The sequence below is a fragment of the Conyzicola lurida genome, from assembly GCF_014204935.1.
Lineage (GTDB): Bacteria > Actinomycetota > Actinomycetes > Actinomycetales > Microbacteriaceae > Conyzicola > Conyzicola lurida.
Genome location: NZ_JACHMJ010000001.1, coordinates 1,153,555 through 1,170,249, shown reverse-complemented (window position 1 = coordinate 1,170,249; position 16,695 = coordinate 1,153,555). Strand labels below are relative to the sequence as shown.

At 68.7% G+C, this 16,695-nt stretch carries 17 protein-coding genes; 8 read left to right on the top strand and 9 right to left on the bottom strand.

The window, feature by feature from the left end; translation table 11 throughout:
- Nucleotides 1-239: 239 nt before the first annotated feature.
- On the bottom strand, nucleotides 240-1,916 hold the full coding sequence (locus tag HD599_RS05685) for a ribonuclease J (protein WP_184234494.1): 1,677 nt from the start codon (nucleotides 1,914-1,916) through the stop codon (nucleotides 240-242).
- Nucleotides 1,917-1,980: 64 nt separating this feature from the next.
- Complete coding sequence (gene dapA / locus HD599_RS05680; RefSeq protein WP_184234491.1) at nucleotides 1,981-2,958, bottom strand: 4-hydroxy-tetrahydrodipicolinate synthase; 978 nt, start codon at nucleotides 2,956-2,958, stop codon at nucleotides 1,981-1,983.
- Nucleotides 2,959-3,061: 103 nt separating this feature from the next.
- Between dapA and HD599_RS05675 the strand changes: the two genes are divergently transcribed.
- The 4 genes from HD599_RS05675 to HD599_RS05660 all read left to right on the top strand — a co-directional run bounded on the left by HD599_RS05675 (nucleotide 3,062) and on the right by HD599_RS05660 (nucleotide 5,358).
- A complete protein-coding gene (locus HD599_RS05675) occupies nucleotides 3,062-3,484 on the top strand; it encodes a thioredoxin family protein (RefSeq protein WP_184234488.1) in 423 nt (140 codons plus the stop codon).
- A 9-nt stretch (nucleotides 3,485-3,493) separates the two neighbouring features.
- Complete coding sequence (locus HD599_RS05670) at nucleotides 3,494-3,982, top strand: DUF4395 domain-containing protein (RefSeq protein WP_184234485.1); 489 nt, start codon at nucleotides 3,494-3,496, stop codon at nucleotides 3,980-3,982.
- A 66-nt stretch (nucleotides 3,983-4,048) separates the two neighbouring features.
- The gene (locus HD599_RS05665) at nucleotides 4,049-4,474 is read left to right on the top strand and encodes an OsmC family protein (protein WP_184234482.1); all 426 of its coding nucleotides are present in this window, start codon (nucleotides 4,049-4,051) and stop codon (nucleotides 4,472-4,474) included.
- Nucleotides 4,474-5,358 (top strand): TIGR01777 family oxidoreductase, encoded by an 885-nt coding sequence (locus HD599_RS05660; protein WP_184234479.1) that lies wholly within the window; start codon nucleotides 4,474-4,476, stop codon nucleotides 5,356-5,358. Before HD599_RS05665 ends, HD599_RS05660 begins: the two co-directional genes overlap by 1 nt.
- Here HD599_RS05660 and HD599_RS05655 read toward each other — a convergent pair.
- Nucleotides 5,345-5,791: a tetratricopeptide repeat protein gene (locus HD599_RS05655; protein ID WP_184234477.1), complete on the bottom strand. Its 447-nt coding sequence runs from the start codon at nucleotides 5,789-5,791 to the stop codon at nucleotides 5,345-5,347. The two genes, HD599_RS05660 and HD599_RS05655, sit on opposite strands and share 14 nt — an antisense overlap.
- Nucleotides 5,788-6,534, bottom strand: coding sequence for a 4-hydroxy-tetrahydrodipicolinate reductase (dapB, locus tag HD599_RS05650; protein WP_184234474.1), 747 nt, complete (start codon nucleotides 6,532-6,534; stop codon nucleotides 5,788-5,790). Before dapB ends, HD599_RS05655 begins: the two co-directional genes overlap by 4 nt.
- A gap of 52 nt (nucleotides 6,535-6,586) precedes the next feature.
- On the opposite strand from dapB, the gene HD599_RS05645 reads away from it, so the two are divergent.
- The gene (locus HD599_RS05645) at nucleotides 6,587-7,081 is read left to right on the top strand and encodes a GNAT family N-acetyltransferase (RefSeq protein ID WP_184234472.1); all 495 of its coding nucleotides are present in this window, start codon (nucleotides 6,587-6,589) and stop codon (nucleotides 7,079-7,081) included.
- 61 nt (nucleotides 7,082-7,142) lie between these two features.
- Here the strand turns inward: HD599_RS05645 and HD599_RS05640 are convergent, their stop codons facing one another.
- Nucleotides 7,143-7,745, bottom strand: coding sequence for a histidine phosphatase family protein (locus tag HD599_RS05640; RefSeq protein ID WP_184234469.1), 603 nt, complete (start codon nucleotides 7,743-7,745; stop codon nucleotides 7,143-7,145).
- Between the two features lie 35 nt (nucleotides 7,746-7,780).
- Nucleotides 7,781-9,139 carry a M16 family metallopeptidase gene (locus tag HD599_RS05635; RefSeq protein WP_184234466.1) on the bottom strand — a complete coding sequence of 453 codons (1,359 nt, stop codon included), beginning with the start codon at nucleotides 9,137-9,139 and terminating at the stop codon, nucleotides 7,781-7,783.
- An 87-nt stretch (nucleotides 9,140-9,226) separates the two neighbouring features.
- Here HD599_RS05635 and HD599_RS05630 point away from each other — a divergent pair, with 87 nt between their 5' ends.
- Entirely contained in the window at nucleotides 9,227-9,556 is a 330-nt protein-coding gene (locus tag HD599_RS05630) for a hypothetical protein (protein ID WP_184234464.1), read from the top strand.
- A gap of 13 nt (nucleotides 9,557-9,569) precedes the next feature.
- Here HD599_RS05630 and HD599_RS05625 read toward each other — a convergent pair whose 3' ends face one another.
- The 3 genes from HD599_RS05625 to HD599_RS05615 all read right to left on the bottom strand — a co-directional run bounded on the left by HD599_RS05625 (nucleotide 9,570) and on the right by HD599_RS05615 (nucleotide 14,533).
- Nucleotides 9,570-10,535, bottom strand: coding sequence for an aldo/keto reductase (locus HD599_RS05625; protein WP_184234461.1), 966 nt, complete (start codon nucleotides 10,533-10,535; stop codon nucleotides 9,570-9,572).
- A 225-nt stretch (nucleotides 10,536-10,760) separates the two neighbouring features.
- Nucleotides 10,761-13,040 (bottom strand): polyribonucleotide nucleotidyltransferase, encoded by a 2,280-nt coding sequence (locus HD599_RS05620; RefSeq protein WP_184234458.1) that lies wholly within the window; start codon nucleotides 13,038-13,040, stop codon nucleotides 10,761-10,763.
- A 275-nt stretch (nucleotides 13,041-13,315) separates the two neighbouring features.
- Entirely contained in the window at nucleotides 13,316-14,533 is a 1,218-nt protein-coding gene (locus HD599_RS05615; protein WP_184234454.1) for an MFS transporter, read from the bottom strand.
- An 80-nt stretch (nucleotides 14,534-14,613) separates the two neighbouring features.
- Between HD599_RS05615 and HD599_RS05610 the strand changes: the two genes are divergently transcribed.
- Together HD599_RS05610 and HD599_RS05605 are read left to right on the top strand one after the other, a co-directional pair.
- Nucleotides 14,614-15,516: a LysR substrate-binding domain-containing protein gene (locus HD599_RS05610; protein ID WP_184234451.1), complete on the top strand. Its 903-nt coding sequence runs from the start codon at nucleotides 14,614-14,616 to the stop codon at nucleotides 15,514-15,516.
- 106 nt (nucleotides 15,517-15,622) lie between these two features.
- Nucleotides 15,623-16,681, top strand: coding sequence for a glycoside hydrolase family 6 protein (locus HD599_RS05605; protein ID WP_184234448.1), 1,059 nt, complete (start codon nucleotides 15,623-15,625; stop codon nucleotides 16,679-16,681).
- Nucleotides 16,682-16,695: the final 14 nt, after the last annotated feature.

Below are 16,695 nucleotides of genomic sequence, written 5' to 3'. Positions count from 1 at the left end.
AAGCCTGAGTATCGGGAAAACCCATTTGCGTGCAACGCCCACCACAACCCCCTGCTAGTCGAACAACCCTCGCAACTGTAGTTCGGGCCCTGGGACTACGGAATCAGTCGAACGGATGAGATGCAACCCAACGTTCGGCGACACCCGCGCGTCAGGTCGGGGTGACGACGAAAGCCTGCCGAGACCCCCTTCCGGTATTCCGGGCGGGGTCTCGACAGGCTCGAGTCCGCGGATCGGGCTTACGCCTCGATGACCACCGGAACGATCATCGGCTTGCGGCGGTGCTGGGTGTTGACCCAACGGCCCACCGTGCGACGCACGACCTGCTGCAGCGCGACGACGTCCTGCGTACCGTTCTTCGCGGCATCCTCGAGGGCCTTGACGACCTGCGGGATGACGGCGTCGAAGACTGCCTCGTCCTCGGCGAAGCCGCGCGCCTGGATCTCGGGTCCGACGAGGACCTTGCCGGTCTGCTTGTCGACCGCGACGAAAATGGAGATGAAGCCCTCTTCGGAGAGGATGCGGCGGTCCTTGAGGTCGGCCTCGGTGATCTCGCCGACGCTGGATCCGTCGACGTAGACGAAGCCGAGGTCGAGCTGGCCGACCTTGGCGACGTAGCCGTCGCGCATGTCGAAGACGGTGCCGTCCTCGGCGATGAAGGTGTTCTCCTCGGGCACGCCGGTCTGGATTGCCAGATTCGCGTTCGCGACCAGATGGCGCTGCTCGCCGTGCACGGGCAGCACGTTGCGGGGCTTGAGGATGTTGTAGCAGTAGAGCAGTTCGCCCGCGGCGGCGTGGCCGGAGACGTGGATCTTGGCGTTGCCCTTGTGTACGACGTTCGCACCGAGCTTCATCAGCCCGTTGATCATGCGGTAGACGCCGTTCTCGTTGCCGGGGATCAGGCTCGACGCGAGGATGATCGTGTCGCCCTTGCCGATGACGATCTGGTGCTCCTGGTTCGCCATGCGCGAGAGGACGGCCATGGGCTCGCCCTGGCTGCCGGTCGACATGTAGACGAGCTTGTTGTCGGGCAGGTTGACGGCCTTCTTGGCGTCGATCAGCACGCCCTCGGGCACGCGCAGGTAGCCGAGGTCGGAGGCGATGCCCATGTTGCGGATCATCGAGCGGCCCATGAGCACGACCTTGCGGCCGTTCGCGTGGGCGGCGTCGAGCACCTGCTGCACGCGGTGCACGTGGCTGGAGAAGCTGGCGACGATGACGCGACGCGGCGAGCGGGCGATGAGCGATTCGAGGACCGGTCCGATGTCGCGCTCGTTCGGGGTGAAGCCCGGGACGTCGGCGTTGGTCGAGTCGGACATGAACAGGTCGAGGCCGGCCTCGCCGATGCGGGCGAAGGCGCGCAGGTCGGTGATGCGGTCGTCGAGCGGCAGCTGGTCCATCTTGAAGTCGCCGGTGTGCAGCACGGTGCCGGCCTTGGTCGAGATGACCACGGCGAGGGCGTCGGGGATCGAGTGGTTGACGGCGACGAACTCGAGGTCGAACGGTCCCATGTGCTCTTTGTCGCCTTCGGCGACGGTGAGGGTGTACGGCACGATGCGGTGCTCTTTGAGCTTCGCCTCGATGAGGGCGAGCGTCAGGGTCGAGCCGATGAGCGGGATGTCGGGACGCAGCTTGAGCAGGTAGGGCACCGCGCCGATGTGGTCTTCGTGGCCGTGCGTGAGCACGACGCCGAGGACGTCGTCGAGACGGTCCTTGATCGGGCTGAAGTCGGGGAGGATCAGGTCGACGCCGGGCTGGTGCTCCTCGGGGAAGAGCACGCCGCAGTCGACGATGAGGATCTTGCCGTCGATCTCGAAGGAGGTCATGTTGCGGCCGATTTCGCCGAGACCGCCGATCGGGATGATGCGGAGGGTCCCCGGCTTGAGTTTGGCTGGCGTGTAGATGGTGGAGGGCATTCGGTCCTTATTAGTGGCTGAGGGGCCTCTCGCCCCCGGGTGAAGTTCTCGTGACGCGCGGGCGTCAGCGGGTAGTGCCGGCGACCTTGGGCAGTGCTCCGCCGGCGGCCGCGTTGCGGTCGGGGCGGAAGTTGCCGAAGTCGACGCCGGCGATGTTCTTGACGAGGTCGATTTCGTCTTCGATCTGGGCGGCTTCCCACTCCTCCGGCCCGACGAGGGGCAGGCGGACGCGGGGCGAACCGATACGGCCGAGGCCGTGCAACACGTACTTGGTGGAGACGGTGCCGGGCACGTGCGTCATGATGGCGCGCACGAGCGGCTCGAGGGCCTTGTGCGCGGCGGTCGCGGTGGCGAGGTCGCCGGCGTTGACCGCGTCGATCATGTGGCGGTACGGGGTGGGGGCGATGTTCGCCGTCACGCCGATGAGTCCGGAGACGCCGATCGCGAGGCTCGGCAGCACGTTGGCGTCGTCGCCCGAGAAGTAGATGAGGTCGGTCTGGTTGAGCACGCGGCTCACCTCGGAGAGGTCGCCCTTGGCGTCCTTGATCGCGACGATGTTCGGGTGCTTCGAGGCGCGCAGGATCGTCTCGTACTTGATCGGGATGCCCGTGCGGCCCGGGATGTCGTAGAGGATCACCGGAAGGTCGGTGGCGTCCGCGATCATTCGGAAGTGCGTCAGCACGCCGGCCTGCGTGGGCTTGTTGTAGTACGGCGTGACGATCATGTTGCCGTCGGCGCCGGCCTTCTCGCTCTTCTTGGCGAGCTCGATCGCGTGCGCGGTCTCGTTGGAACCGCCGCCGGTGATGATCTTCGCCCGGCCGCCGGCCACGGACTTGGCGACCTCGACGAGCTTGAGCTTTTCCGGGTCGGTGAGCGTGGATGTCTCGCCCGTCGTCCCGGTCACGACGATGCCGTCCGCACCGTCGGTGATGACGCGGTCGATGTGCTTCTCGACGTCCGACCAGTCCACTTCGCCGTCGGGCGTGAAGGGGGTCACCAGGGCGACGAGCACCTGGCCGAAGGGATTAGACGTAGTAGACACGAGTTACAGGCTATCGCGAGTGGACAACCGCGAGTGAACGCTTCCCACGTAATAGGCGGTCACACGCCGAACTCCGGGTGTACCGGGGCCTTATGGTCGCACTATGACTCCCCTGGCCACCACCGCGGTCCTCGTCGGACTCGTCGCGCTCGCGACGGCGCTCGGCCTTCTCTGGCGCTGGCAGAACGGACGCCTGCGCACGGCCGCCGGCACCGAGATCGTCGCGCCCGGCGACATCCACGGGTCTCTCGGCGGCCACGCCACGCTCCTGCAGTTCTCGAGCGAACTCTGCACACCCTGCCGGGCGACGCACCGGGTTCTGGAGTCGCTCGCCGCCGAGTCGTCGGGCGTCGCGCACGTCGAGCTCGACATCACGCGTTTTCCGGATCTCACCGACCGGTTCGGCATCCTGCAGACTCCGACGACCCTGATCCTCGACCGCGACGGCGCCGTGCGCGCCCGCATCGGCGGGGCGGCCCGCGCGGCCGACGTGCGCGCCCACCTCGACCTGCTCCCGACCGCCTGAGGAGAAACGATGTCCACCACCCGCCCCGCCCGGATCGACCCGCGCGGACCCCGCGTGAGCGCCGGCATCACCGCCGTGCTCCTCCTCGTCGTGATCGGCCTGGCGCTCGGCACCGCCGCCGCTCCTCCGTCGTCGCTCGCCGACCGGGCCACCGAGCCCGCCTTCCTGCTCTTCGTCGTGCTCACCGCGCTCTTCGCCTGGGGTGCGTTCGCGGGTGTCGCGCGGCATCCGTACGGATGGCTCTTCCGGACTCTCGTACGCCCGCGGCTCGCACCGCCCGCCGAACTCGAGGACACGGCCCCTCCCACTTTCGCGCAGGGCGTCGGCTTCGCCGTGTCGCTGACCGGGGTCGTGCTGCACCTCGCCGGGGTGCCGTTCGGCCTGGTGGTCGCCGCGAGTGCCGCCTTCGTCGCCGCGTTCCTCAACTCGGTGTTCGCCTACTGCCTCGGGTGCCAGCTGTACTTGCTGCTCGTGCGGGCGCGGGTCATCCGCGCCTGACGCGGGCCGCCTAGTTTCGACACAGGCTCAGCGAATAGGGTGAGGACTGACGAAAGGGAGAATTCCATGTCAGTCACCAGCGAAGCAACAACCCTGTGGTTCGGCGATCTGCCGAGCGGATCGGGTACCACGTCGCTCGATTCTTCGGATGCCGCGGAGTTTCCGGTCTCCTGGGCCGCACGCTCGCAGGGCGTCCAGGGTAAGACCAACCCGGAGGAGCTGCTCGGCGCGGCCCACTCCGCCTGTTTCTCGATGGCGTTCGCCAACGGTCTCGCCGAGGCCGGACACGCCCCCGAGAGCCTGCAGGTCACCGCCGCCGTCACGTTCGACCCGGGCACCGGCATCACCGGCAGCCACCTGCTGGTGAGCGCCAAGGTACCGGGCATCAGCGAGGAGGACTTCGAGCGCCTCGCCGCCGAGGCCAAGGAGAACTGCCCGGTGTCGCGTGCTCTCGCGGGAATTCCGATCACCCTCGAAGCGAGCCTCGCCTGATGCGCGTCCTGATCTCCGGCGCCGGCGGACTGATCGGCTCCGAACTGGTGAGCCAGCTCGAGGCCGACGGGCACGACGTGCTCAAGCTCGTGCGCCGCGAGCGACAGGCCTCCGACGAGTACCGCTGGTACCCCACCGCGGGCGTCGTCGACCCCGGGCTCATCGCCTCGGTCGACGCGGTCGTCAACTTCTCCGGCGCGTCCATCGGACGGCTGCCCTGGACCCCCGGCTACAAGCGCGAGATCCTCCGCTCGCGCATCGACGCGACCCGCACACTCGCCGACGCGATCGTGAGTTCGGAGGACCCGCCCGCGGCCTTCCTCAACGCCTCCGCCGTCGGCTACTACGGCGACCGCCCGGGCGAGACCCTGACCGAGCAGTCGTCCCGGGGCTCGGGCTTCCTCGCCGACGTGACCGACGCGTGGGAGCAGGCGGCGAACCTCGCCGTGCACTCCAGCCGCGTGGTCACCTTCCGCACGGGCGTCGTCGTCGGCCAGGGCGGGGCGTTCACCCCGCTCGGGCTGCTCACCAAGCTCGGCCTCGGCGCCACCATCGGCGCTGGTTCGCAGTTCTGGCCGTGGATCAGCCTGTACGACGAGGCCGCCGCCGTGCGTCACCTGCTCACCTCGACACTCAGCGGCCCCGTCAATCTCGCCGGCCCGACGCCCGCGAGCGCGGAGACGGTCACCACGTCGCTCGCGGACGCCATGCACCGCTGGCACCCGTGGGCGATCCCCGAGCCGATCGTGCAGCTCGCCATGCGCGAGCCCGGTCGCGAACTGCTGCTCGCGAGCCAGAAGATGGTGCCCGAGAAGCTCGTCGCCGACGGGTTCGAGTTCCGCTACCCGACGGTCGAGGCCGCGATCGGTGCTATCTGGCGCTGACGCGCTCCAGCTTGATGGCCTCGCGCGTCGCCCAGCGGGCACGCGCGTGGTCGCCGCTGGCGTCGTAGGCGAGGCCGAGCAGCACCCAGGCGCGCCACGAGCCCGGATCCGCCTCGACGGCCGCCTTGTAGGCCGGGAACTGGGCGTCGGCCGCCTCGGCGACCGCGCGGCCGCTCGGCAGGCGGGGCAGGTCGTCGACCGGCAGCTCGCCCGCCGCGCCCAGGATGCGCACGAGCCGTTCGCCGCGCAGCACGAAGTGGATCTCGCGCCAGAGCAGCCAGGCGCCGATGAGCGGCAGCACGAGCAGCGCGATGCCCATGGCGACCGCGACGCCGACACCGGTGCCGATCAGCACGAACGAGTACTGCACCACGAAGACCAGGTAGATGACGAGGATGACCGCCATCGCGATGGCGGCGACGCGGGCTCTCATGACGAGGTCGGCGGCGCGAGGTCGATGATCTTGTCGAGGCCGACCGTGACGCCCGTCGCGGTGCGGGCCGCCGCGAGAGCGAGCAGGATGCCCGACTCGTACGACGTCGACGACAGCGTCTCGTGGCTCAGGGTGAGCGTCTCCCCGGTTCCGCCGAAGATGACGTCCTGCTTGGCGACGACGCCCTGCATGCGCAGGCTGTGGATCGGCACGCTGGCGACCTGCTGGCCGCGGGCGCGCTGGTCGGCGTGCGGCGCGATGACCGGGCCGATCGCGGCCCGGGCCTTGCCGATCAGCTCGGCGGTGCGCACGGCGGTGCCGCTGGGCGAGTCGATCTTCGACGACTTGTGCGCCTCGATGATCTCGATCGACTCGTAGAACCGGGCGGCGAGGGCGGCGAACGAGGTCGCGAGCACCGAGCCGATGGAGAAGTTGGGGATGATGACCACTCCGACGTCGGGCAGGTCGGCGACGAGGTGCTCGAGCGAGACGATGCGCGCGCTCGACCAGCCGGACGTGCCGACGAGCACGTTGAGGCCGTTGGCGACCGCGAAGTCGACGACGCTCTGCGAGACCGCGGGCAGCGTCACGTCCACCACGACGTCGGCGCCGAGCATGTCGCTGAGCGGATCTTTCGACCCCAGCGAGGCGACGAGCTCGAACTCGTCCGATTCTTCGACGAGACGGGAGACGAGTCGCCCCATGGTGCCGGATGCGCCGACGACGGCGACCTTCGTAGTCATGGTTCGAATCTACCAAGCAACCAGGGCTCCCCCGCCCGATTACGCTGGTTGCATGGCGACTTGGCGAGAAACAGCGACGACGGATGCCGCGGCTCACGCGCTGCTGACCGAGTACTTCCACAGCCGTGAGCTGGGTTTCACCGGCGAGCACGGCTACCGCACGACCTTCCCCACGCCCGAGCAGTTCGTACCGCCGCGGGGTGTGTTCCTCGTCGTCGAGGGCGAGGACCTGGCCGGAGAGGCGGCGGATGTCGGCTGTGGCGGTATCCGCCGCATCGGGGACTCGACCGACGGCGCGGTGCGCTACGAGGTCAAGCACCTGTGGCTGCAGCCGCACACGCGCGGACTCGGCCTGGGTCGCGCGCTCCTCGCCGAGCTCGAGCAGCGCGCCCGCGGATTCGGCGCGGACGAGCTCGTGCTCGACACGAACGCCAGCCTCGAGGCGGCCGGCGGCCTGTACCGTTCCTCGGGCTTCGAGAGCGTCGAGCCGTACAACGACAACCCGAACGCCACGCACTGGTACGCGAAGCGGCTCTCGGCGGGTTGAGCCTGTCGAAACCAGGATTTGGACGAGCTCAGATTTCGACAAGCTCAATCCGTGTTGCGGGCTACACCGGCCAGTCGTCGGGCATTCCCGTGCGCAGCTCGACCGGCAGGTGGCCGAGGTCGTTGTGGGTCACGAGCACCGGCGGCTTCGCCGTGCGCACGCGGATGATCGTCAGTCCGCAGTTGGCCTGGTTGATGCCGAGCCAGCGCCAGTTGGGGGCGTCGAGCACCTCGCGCACGAACCAGCCGATGACGAAGTTGTGGGTCACGAGCAGGTCGTGGCGGTCGCCGGGCGCAGGCGCGAGGAACTCGGCGGTGGCGTCGGCCATCTGCGCCTGGCCCGCGTCGATCTCCTCCTCGGTCACGCCGCCGAAGAACGATTCGAACGACCGCGGCATGTCGGGCGTCGGGCCGCTCGGGTAGCAGTCGAACAGCAGCGCCGACGGCTGCGAGTCGATCGCGGGCATACGCTCCTGCATGATCTTGGCGGTCTCGGCCGCGCGCTGCAGGGGCGAGTGCCAGGCGCCGGTGAACGGCACCCCGCTCAGCCGCTCTGCAATGGCCTGCGCCTGGCGCCGGCCGCGCGGAGACAGGGGTCCGTCGGGCAGTCCGTATTCGGCATCCTGTTGCTCGCCGTGGCGGACGAGGTAGATGAAGTGCGACATAGCTGATCCCCGTTGTTCGTCTTCGCGTTGTCTGTCTACGCTGCCGGTGCGGGCACTTCCGTGAGGCCCTCGAAGGCGTTCTCGTCAATGGTGCCCACCGCGGCCACCGAGAGCGGCCGCGACACGAGTTCTTCGGCGAGTTCACGGATACCGTCCGCGGTCACCAGGTCGAGACGTCGGAGCGATTCGTCGAGGTCGACGTACTCGCCCATGGTCAGTTCCGCACGCCCCAGCCGCGACATCCGGGTATCGGAATCTTCGAGGGCGAGGGCCGACGCACCGCTCAACTGCCCGTTCGCGCGGCGCAGCTCGTCGGCGGTGACGCCGGTGGCGGCGAGCGAGTGGAACTCGTTGAGCATGAGCTCGGTCACCTGCCCGATCTTCGACGGCGAGCACCCCGCGTAGATGCCGAAGAGGCCGGCGTCGGAGTAGCTGGGCGAGAACGAGTAGACGGAGTAGGCCAGGCCGCGCTTCTCGCGGATCTCCTGGAACAGGCGGCTGGACATGCCGCCGCCCAGAACCGAGTTGAGGACGGCGAGCGTCGACCGGCGAGGGTCGGATGCCGCGAGGCCCTCGACCCCGAGGAGGATGTTGGCCTGCTCGATGGGGCGCTGGACGACGACGAGCGGGCTGCCGCGTTCGATCAGGTCACCGCTCGCGTTGCGGCGCGAGACGGGCGTCGCGGCGGCGTCGAGGTTCCACTCGGCGCGGCGCAGGGCAGCGGTGACGCCGGCGACGAGCTCGTCGTGGTCGACGGCTCCCGCGACGGTGATCACGAGGTCCTGCGCGCGGTAGTTGGCGCGGTAGTGGTCCCAGACGGCGTCGCGGCTCACGGCCTGGATCGTCTCGGGGCTACCGCCGATGGGACGGCCGAGGGCGTGGTCGCCCAGCACCGCCTCGAAGAAGCGCTCGCTGGTGACATCGCCCGGGTCGTCGTCGGCCATGGCGAGTTCTTCGAGGATCACGCCGCGCTCCGTCTCGAACTCGTCGCGGTCGAGCAGCGACGACGTGAGCATGTCGGAGATGACGTCGATGGCCATCGGAAGATCCTGGTCGCGGATCTTCGCGTAGTAGCAGGTGTATTCCTTCGCCGTCATGGCGTTGTGGTCGCCGCCGACGGCGTCGAAGCTCACCGCGATGTCGAGGGCGGTGCGCGTGGTGGTGCCCTTGAAGAGCAGGTGCTCCAGGAAATGGGTCGAGCCGTAGGTAGAGGGCGTCTCGTCGCGGGAACCGACGGCGACCCAGTAGCCGATCGTGGCGCTGCGCGCGCCGGGCACGCGTTCGCTGAGGATGCGCACACCGCTCGGCAGCACACTGCGCCGCACGAGCGAATCGCCGGTTGCGGTGAAAGAGAGTTCTGCCAGGTCGAGGGGTAACTGCACTGCGCCGGTCATCACCGTCGAGCCTACTTTATGGCGACGGGGCCGCCACTATTGCCGCTACCCTTGTGCCCTACCCGACTCCCCCGGAAAGGCCACACCATGACCTTCACACTCTCCGTGCTCAACGTGCTGATTGCCGTCACCGCGGTCCTCGCCATCGTCGACGGCATCCAGCGCCTGCGCAGCCGCGGCAGCAACACGCTGCTCGCCGTGCTCGAGCTCGTCTTCTCGATCGCCCTCGGTCTGACCTTCTTCGTCGCCCTGCCGCTCGGCATCCTGACGATCGCCGTGGTGCTCGAGGTGGTGCTCGTCATCACGCTCGTCGCCGGAGGCCGCGGGCGCAAGCTGCTCACCGTGATCGCGGCGATCGCCAACGCGATCGTGATCCTGGCGTCGATCGGATGGCTGACCATCCCCGGCTTCATCTAGAGGCCGGAGCCCGCTACGCGCTGACCTTGTCGAGCTCGGCGACCTGCGTGCGGGTGAGCTGCACACGGGCGGCGGCGACGAGGTCGGCGACCTGCTCGGGGTGACTCGCCGACGCGACGGGCGCGACCACGTGCGGCTTGCTGAGCAGCCACGCCAGAGCGATCGACCCGGGCGAGCTCTGCTGCGCGGCCGCGATGCGGTCGAGGCAGGCGAGCACGCGGAGACCGCGCCGGTTGAAGTACTTGGCCGCCTCGGCACCGCGCTCGTTCTTGGCGATGTCGGCGCGTGAGCGGTACTTGCCGGTGAGGAACCCGCTGCCGAGGGCGAACCGCGGCATGACCCCGAGTCCCTGACGGTCGGCGACGCGGGCGAGATCGCCCTCGTACTCGGTGCGGTGCAGCAGGTTGTAGTGGTTCTGCAGCGCGACCATCGGGGCGAGACCCATCTGGGCCGCGGCGATGCGCGCCTCGATGAGGCGGTTGCCTGTGTGGTCGGACCCGCCGAAGTACCGCACCTTGCCGGCGCGGATGAGTTCGTCGACGGCGAAGAGCGTCTCTTCGAACGGCACGGTGTCGTCGTCGATGTGCAGGTAGAGGAGGTCGATGTAGCCGGTGCGCAGGCGCTCGAGCGAGGCGTGCACGGAGGCGGTCACCGCGCGGGCGGAGAGGCCCGGGTTGTCGCCGCTCTTGCCGACCTTCGTCGCGACGACCATGTCGGGACGGTTGCGCCGGTCGCGCATCCAGTTGCCGATCATGATCTCGCTGCGGCCCGCGGCGTAGGAGTCGGCGGTGTCGACGAAATTGCCGCCCGCGTCGGCGTAGGCGTCGAGGACGCCGTTGGTCGCCATCACGTCGGAGGTCCAGCCGAACACGTTGCCGCTGATCGCGAGGGGGAAGACGTGGAGGTCGGAGAGTCCGACCCGGCGGTGCAGCGAGCGTGCGCTCGCCTGCGGTCGATCGGTGTCGATCGCTGTCGTCATCTCGCCCCGCTCCTTGCTCGTCTTGACACGAGAATATGGCGCGCCCCCGACATTTCGGCGCCGACACGGCAATTGTTATCAGCCCGTAGCCGATCCGACTTCTGCCGGATATGTGCGGGATTTCTTGTACCCCGAAACGCAAAGAAGCCCCCACCTTGCGGTGGGGGCTTCTCCGTCTTACTCGAGCGCCTGGCGAGAGGCCTCGAGCAGATCTATGCGGGCGACTCAGCCTTCCGCGGGGGCCTCGGGGCCCTCGCTGGCGGCAGCGCTACCCTCGGTGTCTCCACCGACGGTCTCGTCCTCGACAGGAGCGAGCGACAGCTTTCCGCGGTCGTCGATCTTGGTGATTTCGACCTGAATCTTCTGGCCGACGGCGAGCACGTCTTCGACGTTCTCGACACGCTTTCCACCGGCAAGCTTACGCACCTCGCTGATGTGGAGCAGACCGTCCTTGCCCGGGGTGAGCGAGACGAACGCACCGAAGGTCGCGATCTTGACGACCGTTCCCAGGAAGCGCTCCCCGACCTCGGGGTTGAGCGGGTTGGCGATCGCGTTGACGGCGGCACGGGCGGCCTCGGCCGACGGACCGTCGACAGCACCGATGTACACGGTTCCGTCGTCCTCGATCGAGATGTCGGCTCCGGTGTCGTCCTGGATCTGGTTGATCGTCTTGCCCTTCGGGCCGATCAGCTCGCCGATCTTGTCGATCGGGATCTGGACCGAGATCACGCGAGGCGCGGTGGGCGCCATCTCGTCCGGCGCGTCGATAGCGGCGTTGATCACGGCGAGGATCGCGGTGCGAGCCTCCTTGGCCTGCTTGAGCGCGCCATCGAGCACGGAGGACGGGAGTCCGGCGAGCTTGGTGTCGAGCTGGATCGCGGTGACGAACTCCGAGGTACCGGCGACCTTGAAGTCCATGTCGCCGAGAGCGTCTTCAGCGCCGAGGATGTCGGTGAGTGCCGCGTAGCGCGTCACACCGTCGATCTCGTCGGAGATGAGGCCCATGGCGATACCCGCGACGGGTGCGCGCAGCGGCACACCGGCGTTGAGCAGCGACAGGGTCGAGGCGCAGACGGAACCCATCGACGTCGAACCGTTGGAGCCGAGAGCCTCGGACACCTGGCGGATCGCGTAGGGGAACTCGGAGCGGTCGGGCAGCACCGGGGCGATGGCGCGCTCGGCGAGGAAGCCGTGCCCGATCTCGCGACGCTTCGGCGAACCCACGCGGCCGGTTTCACCGGTCGAGTAGGGCGGGAAGTTGTAGTGGTGCATGTAGCGCTTCTTGGTGACCGGCGCGAGGGAGTCGATCTGCTGCTCCATCTTGAGCATGTTCAGCGTGGTGACTCCCAGGATCTGGGTCTCGCCGCGCTGGAAGATCGCCGAACCGTGGACGCGGGGAATGACCTGCACCTCGGCGTCGAGCGCACGGATGTCGGACAGGCCACGGCCGTCGATGCGGATTCCCTCGGTCAGCACGCGGGTGCGCATGACCTTTTTGGAAACGGACTTGTACGCCGCGGAGATCTCCGAGGTGGCGCTGGCGTCGAGACGGCCGGCTTCGATCTCTGCTGCGATGTGCGCCTTGACGCGGTCCTTCAGCTCGTCGTCGGCGTCCTGGCGGGCGACCTTGTCGGCGATCTGGTAGACGCCCTTGAGCTCGTCGTAGGAGTATCCGGCGACGGCGTCGTAGGTGGCCTGCTGGTACGGCGGGAAGACCGGGTACGCGGCGATCGGCTTGGCAGCCTGCGCTGCGACCTCGAGCTGGGCCTTGATGAGCTGCTTGAGGAACGGCTTGGACGCCTCGAGGCCCTGTGCGACGACGGTCTCGTCGGGCTTGGTGGCGCCGGCCTTGATGAGCTCCCAGCTGTTCTCGGTTGCCTCTGCCTCGACCATCATGATCGCGACATCCTCTTCACCGTTCTCGTTGGTGATGAGGCGGCCCGCGACGGTCAGGTCGAAGACGGCGTCTTCGAGCTGGCTGTACTTGGGGAAGGCGACCCACTGGTCGTTGATGAGGGCGAGGCGGATGCCGCCGATCGGTCCGTAGAACGGGAGACCGGAGATCTGCGTGGAGAGCGACGCGGCGTTGATCGCGAGAGCGTCGTAGAACTCGTCGGGAGCGATGCTCAGGACGGTGATGACGACCTGGACCTCGTTGCGCAGGCCTTCGACGAAGGTCGGACGCAGGGGGCGGTCGATGAGACGGCAGACGAGGATGGCCTCGGTGGACGGGCGGCCTTCGCGACGGAAGAACGAGCCGGGGATCTTGCCTGCCGCGTACGAGCGCTCTTCGACGTCCACCGTGAGGGGGAAGAAGTCGAATCCCTCGCGGGGGTGCTTGCCGGCGCTGGTCGCGCTGAGCAGCATGGTGTCTTCGTCGAGGTAGGCCGCGATCGCGCCCTGGGCCTGCTGTGCGAGACGACCGGTTTCGAAGCGCACGGTGCGCGTGCCGAACTTGCCGTTGTCGAGAACGGCTTCGGCGAACTTGATTTCTGGACCCTCCATAGTGGGGGTTTCTCCTCTTTGTTTTACGTCCGTTCCCGTATGGAATGGACTCGTCGAGGAGCAGGGGCCGTTAGACATACAGATATATGTACGCGCGCTTATCCCCAGAGTGGGGCGCATGTCTGGTCAACAGTAGAAAATCGCCGGGCGGATGTCGCGGGTGGAACCCATCGCTTCACCGGAAACTCACCACTACTGACCAGCGTCGTGCCTGCCTGCTCCGTTGTGTTGCGTTACCAGAGTAACAGCCGGGGGCGTGAATGCCCGGATTGCCGCTATTTGCGGGTGGCGATCATGCGGCTGCCGGAGACCAGGACGAGGACCAGCACGATCGCGTCGAACGTCACGAGCACGGCGGTGCCGGGCAGGAAGGCGAGCGCCAGTCCGATGAGCAGCACGGGAACCGTCATGCCCGCGTACGCGATGAGGAAGGTCGCGGCGAGGATTTCCCCGCGCGACGGCCCGCTGGCGAGGGACGCCGCCACGCCGAGCGAGCTGCGGAACAGGATGCCGACGCCCGCACCGGCGACGATGCCCGACAGGACGAACACGGGCAGGCTGACCACCAGGACGCCGACGGCCATCGCGACGAGGCCCGCGGCCATCAGGGCGACCGCGAGGCGGAGCTGGGCGACGGCGGGCATCCGCACGGACAGCACCTGCGCGACGGCGGCGGCGCCGAATACCCCGAAGGTCACCGCGCCGGCGACGAGACGCGAGGGCTCGTGCAGCGTTCCGGCGATGAAGCTCGGCGCGAGCGACGTGAACAGGCCGAAGATCGCGAACGCGGAGAATGCGCCCGCGCCGGCCGCGACGAAGGTGGACCGCGACGCGGTCGGCAGCGAGACGCGCTGCGGGCGGTAGGCAGGCCGCTCTTCGAGCCGCTCGACCGTCTCGGGCACGACGGCGACCGCGACGGCAGCCAGCACGAGCAACACGAGAAAGAGCGCGTACGGCACGACGAGCGGCGCGACCACGAACTGGGCGAGGAAACCCGAGATGAGGGCGCCGACGGCGAGGCCTCCGATGTTGACGAAGCTGGAGACCGTGCCCGACGTCGCGGGACCCTCGTCGGGCCTGGCGACGGCGCGCAGTTCGCTGAGGTGCGCCGTCGCCGTGGCGGTGAGCATTCCGACGCCGACGCCGTTGACGAACCGGGCGACGATGAGACCGGGCACCTCGGGCCAGAGCAGGAAGACCACGGCGGCGACGATCTCGACGACGATGGCGATCAGGATGATGCGACGGCGCCCCAGCCAGTCGCTCACGTGTCCGGCGAGGTAGAGGCTGGCCATCACGCCGAGCCCGTAGGCGGCGAAGATCACGGTGATGAGGAACGTCGCGAAGCCGTCGCGCTCTTGATAGAGCGCGTACAGCGGGGTGGGGATCGTGGAGAAGGCCATCACGGTCATAAACGCGGCGGCGATGATCCAGAATCCGGTGCCGTGGTTCAGCCGGAATCGGGTGGTGCGGGTGGGAGCCAGGGTTGTCATACGCCCACGATGCTCCTCGCGATTGATCGTGTCCAACGACTGATCTTGCTTGCAGTAATCGTTTCAAACGATAATGACGCGTGGACACCCGACAACTCGAATACTTCGTGGCCGTGGCCGAGGAACTGAACTTCACCCGCGCCGCCGGGCGCCTCTACGCGGTGCAGTCGACCGTCTCGGCCGGCATCCGCGCGCTCGAGAAGGACCTCGGCGCGACCCTCTTCGCCCGCTCGACCAAGCAGGTGGCGCTGACCCCCGCCGGCGAGGTGCTCCTGCCGGAGGCCCGCGCGGCGCTCGAGGCGGTCGACCGGGTGCGCAGCGCCGCGGCTATGTCGAGCGCGGGAATCCGCGGCCGGCTCCGCGTCGGCATCTTCTCCAACCTCGACGTCATCGACCTGCCCGCGGTCCTCGGCGAGTTCCACGCGGTCCACCCGCTCGTCGACCTGCAGCTGGGAGCGTCGGCCGCGGGCTCGACCGGATTCGCCGACGACGTGCGTCGGGGGCGGCTGGATGTCGCGTTCATGGGCCTTCCCGACCGCGACCTCGCCGGGCTCGAGGTACTCCCCCTCGTCACGACGCCGTTCGTCGTCGTGCTGCCGCCCGGTCACCCGTTCGCCTCCCGGCCGACTCTGACCATGCGCGTCCTCGCGGGTGAGCGGTTCGTCGACACCCCCGCCGGTTTCGGCAACCGCATCGTCATCGAGCGGGCATTCGCCGAGGCCGGGATCACGCGCACGGTGTCGACCCAGGTGAGCGACCTGGGCGAGGTACCGCGCTTCGTCGCCGCCGACCTCGGCATCGCCGTCGTGCCGTCGCTCGCCCTCCCCCGGGCCGGTGCCGCGGGCGTCGACGGCGGAGTCGTCGTCGTGCCGCTCGTCGATCCCGACGTGGACTGGCAGCTCAGCGTCGTGAGCCGCCCCACCCCGAGCCCGGCCGTCTCCGCGTTGCTCGCCCTCTTCTCCCGCCACCTCGGTGCGGCCTGACCCGACCGGGATTTCGGGGGCGTTGCCGCGACCTCCGTATCGGCTGGGCGACATTGCCCCCGCCGGGCTGCCGTGTCACCCTTGAACCGACTGCAAGGGGCGACGGATGGGCAAGACACGCATCACGTGCTTCCGGGCGCTCGCCGCTGCCGCGGTGCTCGCGGTGACGTTGGCGGGCTGTACGTCGCCGTCCGAGCAGCCCGCGCCCGCGGCATCCGCCGACCAGGAAGCCCGGGAGAGCACCGTGACACCGACGCCCACCCCGACCGAGCCGGCCCTGCCGACGCCCGCCGAGCTCTACCCGGGCGGGCCGTTCCTCGACCGGCGCTCGGAGGCGATGTACGAGGAGACCGCGCTGCGCGAGGCCGGGAAGATCGAGGAGGCCGACAAGATCGCCAAGATCAGCCAGCAGCCGACGGCGATCTGGCTCGGCGAGTGGATCGCCTCCGACCAACTGCCGGGCATGCTCGCCCAGTACCGCGCCGAGGCGGAGGCCGACGGCACCACGCTCGTCTTCGTGATGTACGCCATCCCCAACCGCGACTGCGGCGGGCTCTCGGCCGGCGGGCTCGACGGCGACCAGTACCTCGACTGGGTACGCACGGTCGCCGACCTGCTGGCCGGCAGCGGTGCGGCGCTCATCGTCGAGCCCGACTCGCTCGCGATGCTCGAGAGCGAGAAGTGCGCGGGCGAGGCCGAGCGCCGGCTGCCGATGATCAGGGAGTCGGTCGACATCTACTCGGCGGCGGGGCTCACCGTGTACCTCGACGCCGGCAACAACAACTGGGTGCCCGAGGAGCGGATGGCGGAGCTGCTGACGGCGGCGGGCGTGCAGAACGCGCGCGGGTTCTTCACGAACGTCTCGAACTTCTACGGGGTCGACGAGGAACGCGAGTACGGCGAGGCGCTCTCGGCACTGCTCCACGGCAAACGGTTCGTGACGGACGTGTCGCGCAACGGCAACGGCTGGCAGGGCGACTGGTGCAACCCGCAGGGTGCGGCGCTCGGACAGTCCCCGCGCATCGCGGAGGGCAAGGACTCGCACCTCGACGCGCTGCTCTGGATCAAACACCCGGGCGCGAGCGACGGCGCCTGCAACGGCGGCCCGCGGGCCGGCCTGTGGTGGCACGAGTACGCGATCGACCTCGTCGACAACGCCCGCTAGCGACGGCGTCAATT

Coding starts and splice junctions, on each gene's coding strand:
- HD599_RS05635 (WP_184234466.1), bottom strand. CDS start 9,139: ATGACCGGCGCAGTGCAGTTACCCCTCGACCTGGCAGAACTCTCTTTC.
- HD599_RS05655 (WP_184234477.1), bottom strand. CDS start 5,791: ATGAGAGCCCGCGTCGCCGCCATCGCGATGGCGGTCATCCTCGTCATC.
- HD599_RS05605 (WP_184234448.1), top strand. CDS start 15,623: ATGGGCAAGACACGCATCACGTGCTTCCGGGCGCTCGCCGCTGCCGCG.
- HD599_RS05660 (WP_184234479.1), top strand. CDS start 4,474: ATGCGCGTCCTGATCTCCGGCGCCGGCGGACTGATCGGCTCCGAACTG.
- HD599_RS05645 (WP_184234472.1), top strand. CDS start 6,587: ATGGCGACTTGGCGAGAAACAGCGACGACGGATGCCGCGGCTCACGCG.
- HD599_RS05615 (WP_184234454.1), bottom strand. CDS start 14,533: ATGACAACCCTGGCTCCCACCCGCACCACCCGATTCCGGCTGAACCAC.
- HD599_RS05640 (WP_184234469.1), bottom strand. CDS start 7,745: ATGTCGCACTTCATCTACCTCGTCCGCCACGGCGAGCAACAGGATGCC.
- HD599_RS05620 (WP_184234458.1), bottom strand. CDS start 13,040: ATGGAGGGTCCAGAAATCAAGTTCGCCGAAGCCGTTCTCGACAACGGC.
- HD599_RS05625 (WP_184234461.1), bottom strand. CDS start 10,535: ATGACGACAGCGATCGACACCGATCGACCGCAGGCGAGCGCACGCTCG.
- dapB (WP_184234474.1), bottom strand. CDS start 6,534: ATGACTACGAAGGTCGCCGTCGTCGGCGCATCCGGCACCATGGGGCGA.
- HD599_RS05665 (WP_184234482.1), top strand. CDS start 4,049: ATGTCAGTCACCAGCGAAGCAACAACCCTGTGGTTCGGCGATCTGCCG.
- HD599_RS05675 (WP_184234488.1), top strand. CDS start 3,062: ATGACTCCCCTGGCCACCACCGCGGTCCTCGTCGGACTCGTCGCGCTC.
- HD599_RS05670 (WP_184234485.1), top strand. CDS start 3,494: ATGTCCACCACCCGCCCCGCCCGGATCGACCCGCGCGGACCCCGCGTG.
- HD599_RS05685 (WP_184234494.1), bottom strand. CDS start 1,916: ATGCCCTCCACCATCTACACGCCAGCCAAACTCAAGCCGGGGACCCTC.
- HD599_RS05630 (WP_184234464.1), top strand. CDS start 9,227: ATGACCTTCACACTCTCCGTGCTCAACGTGCTGATTGCCGTCACCGCG.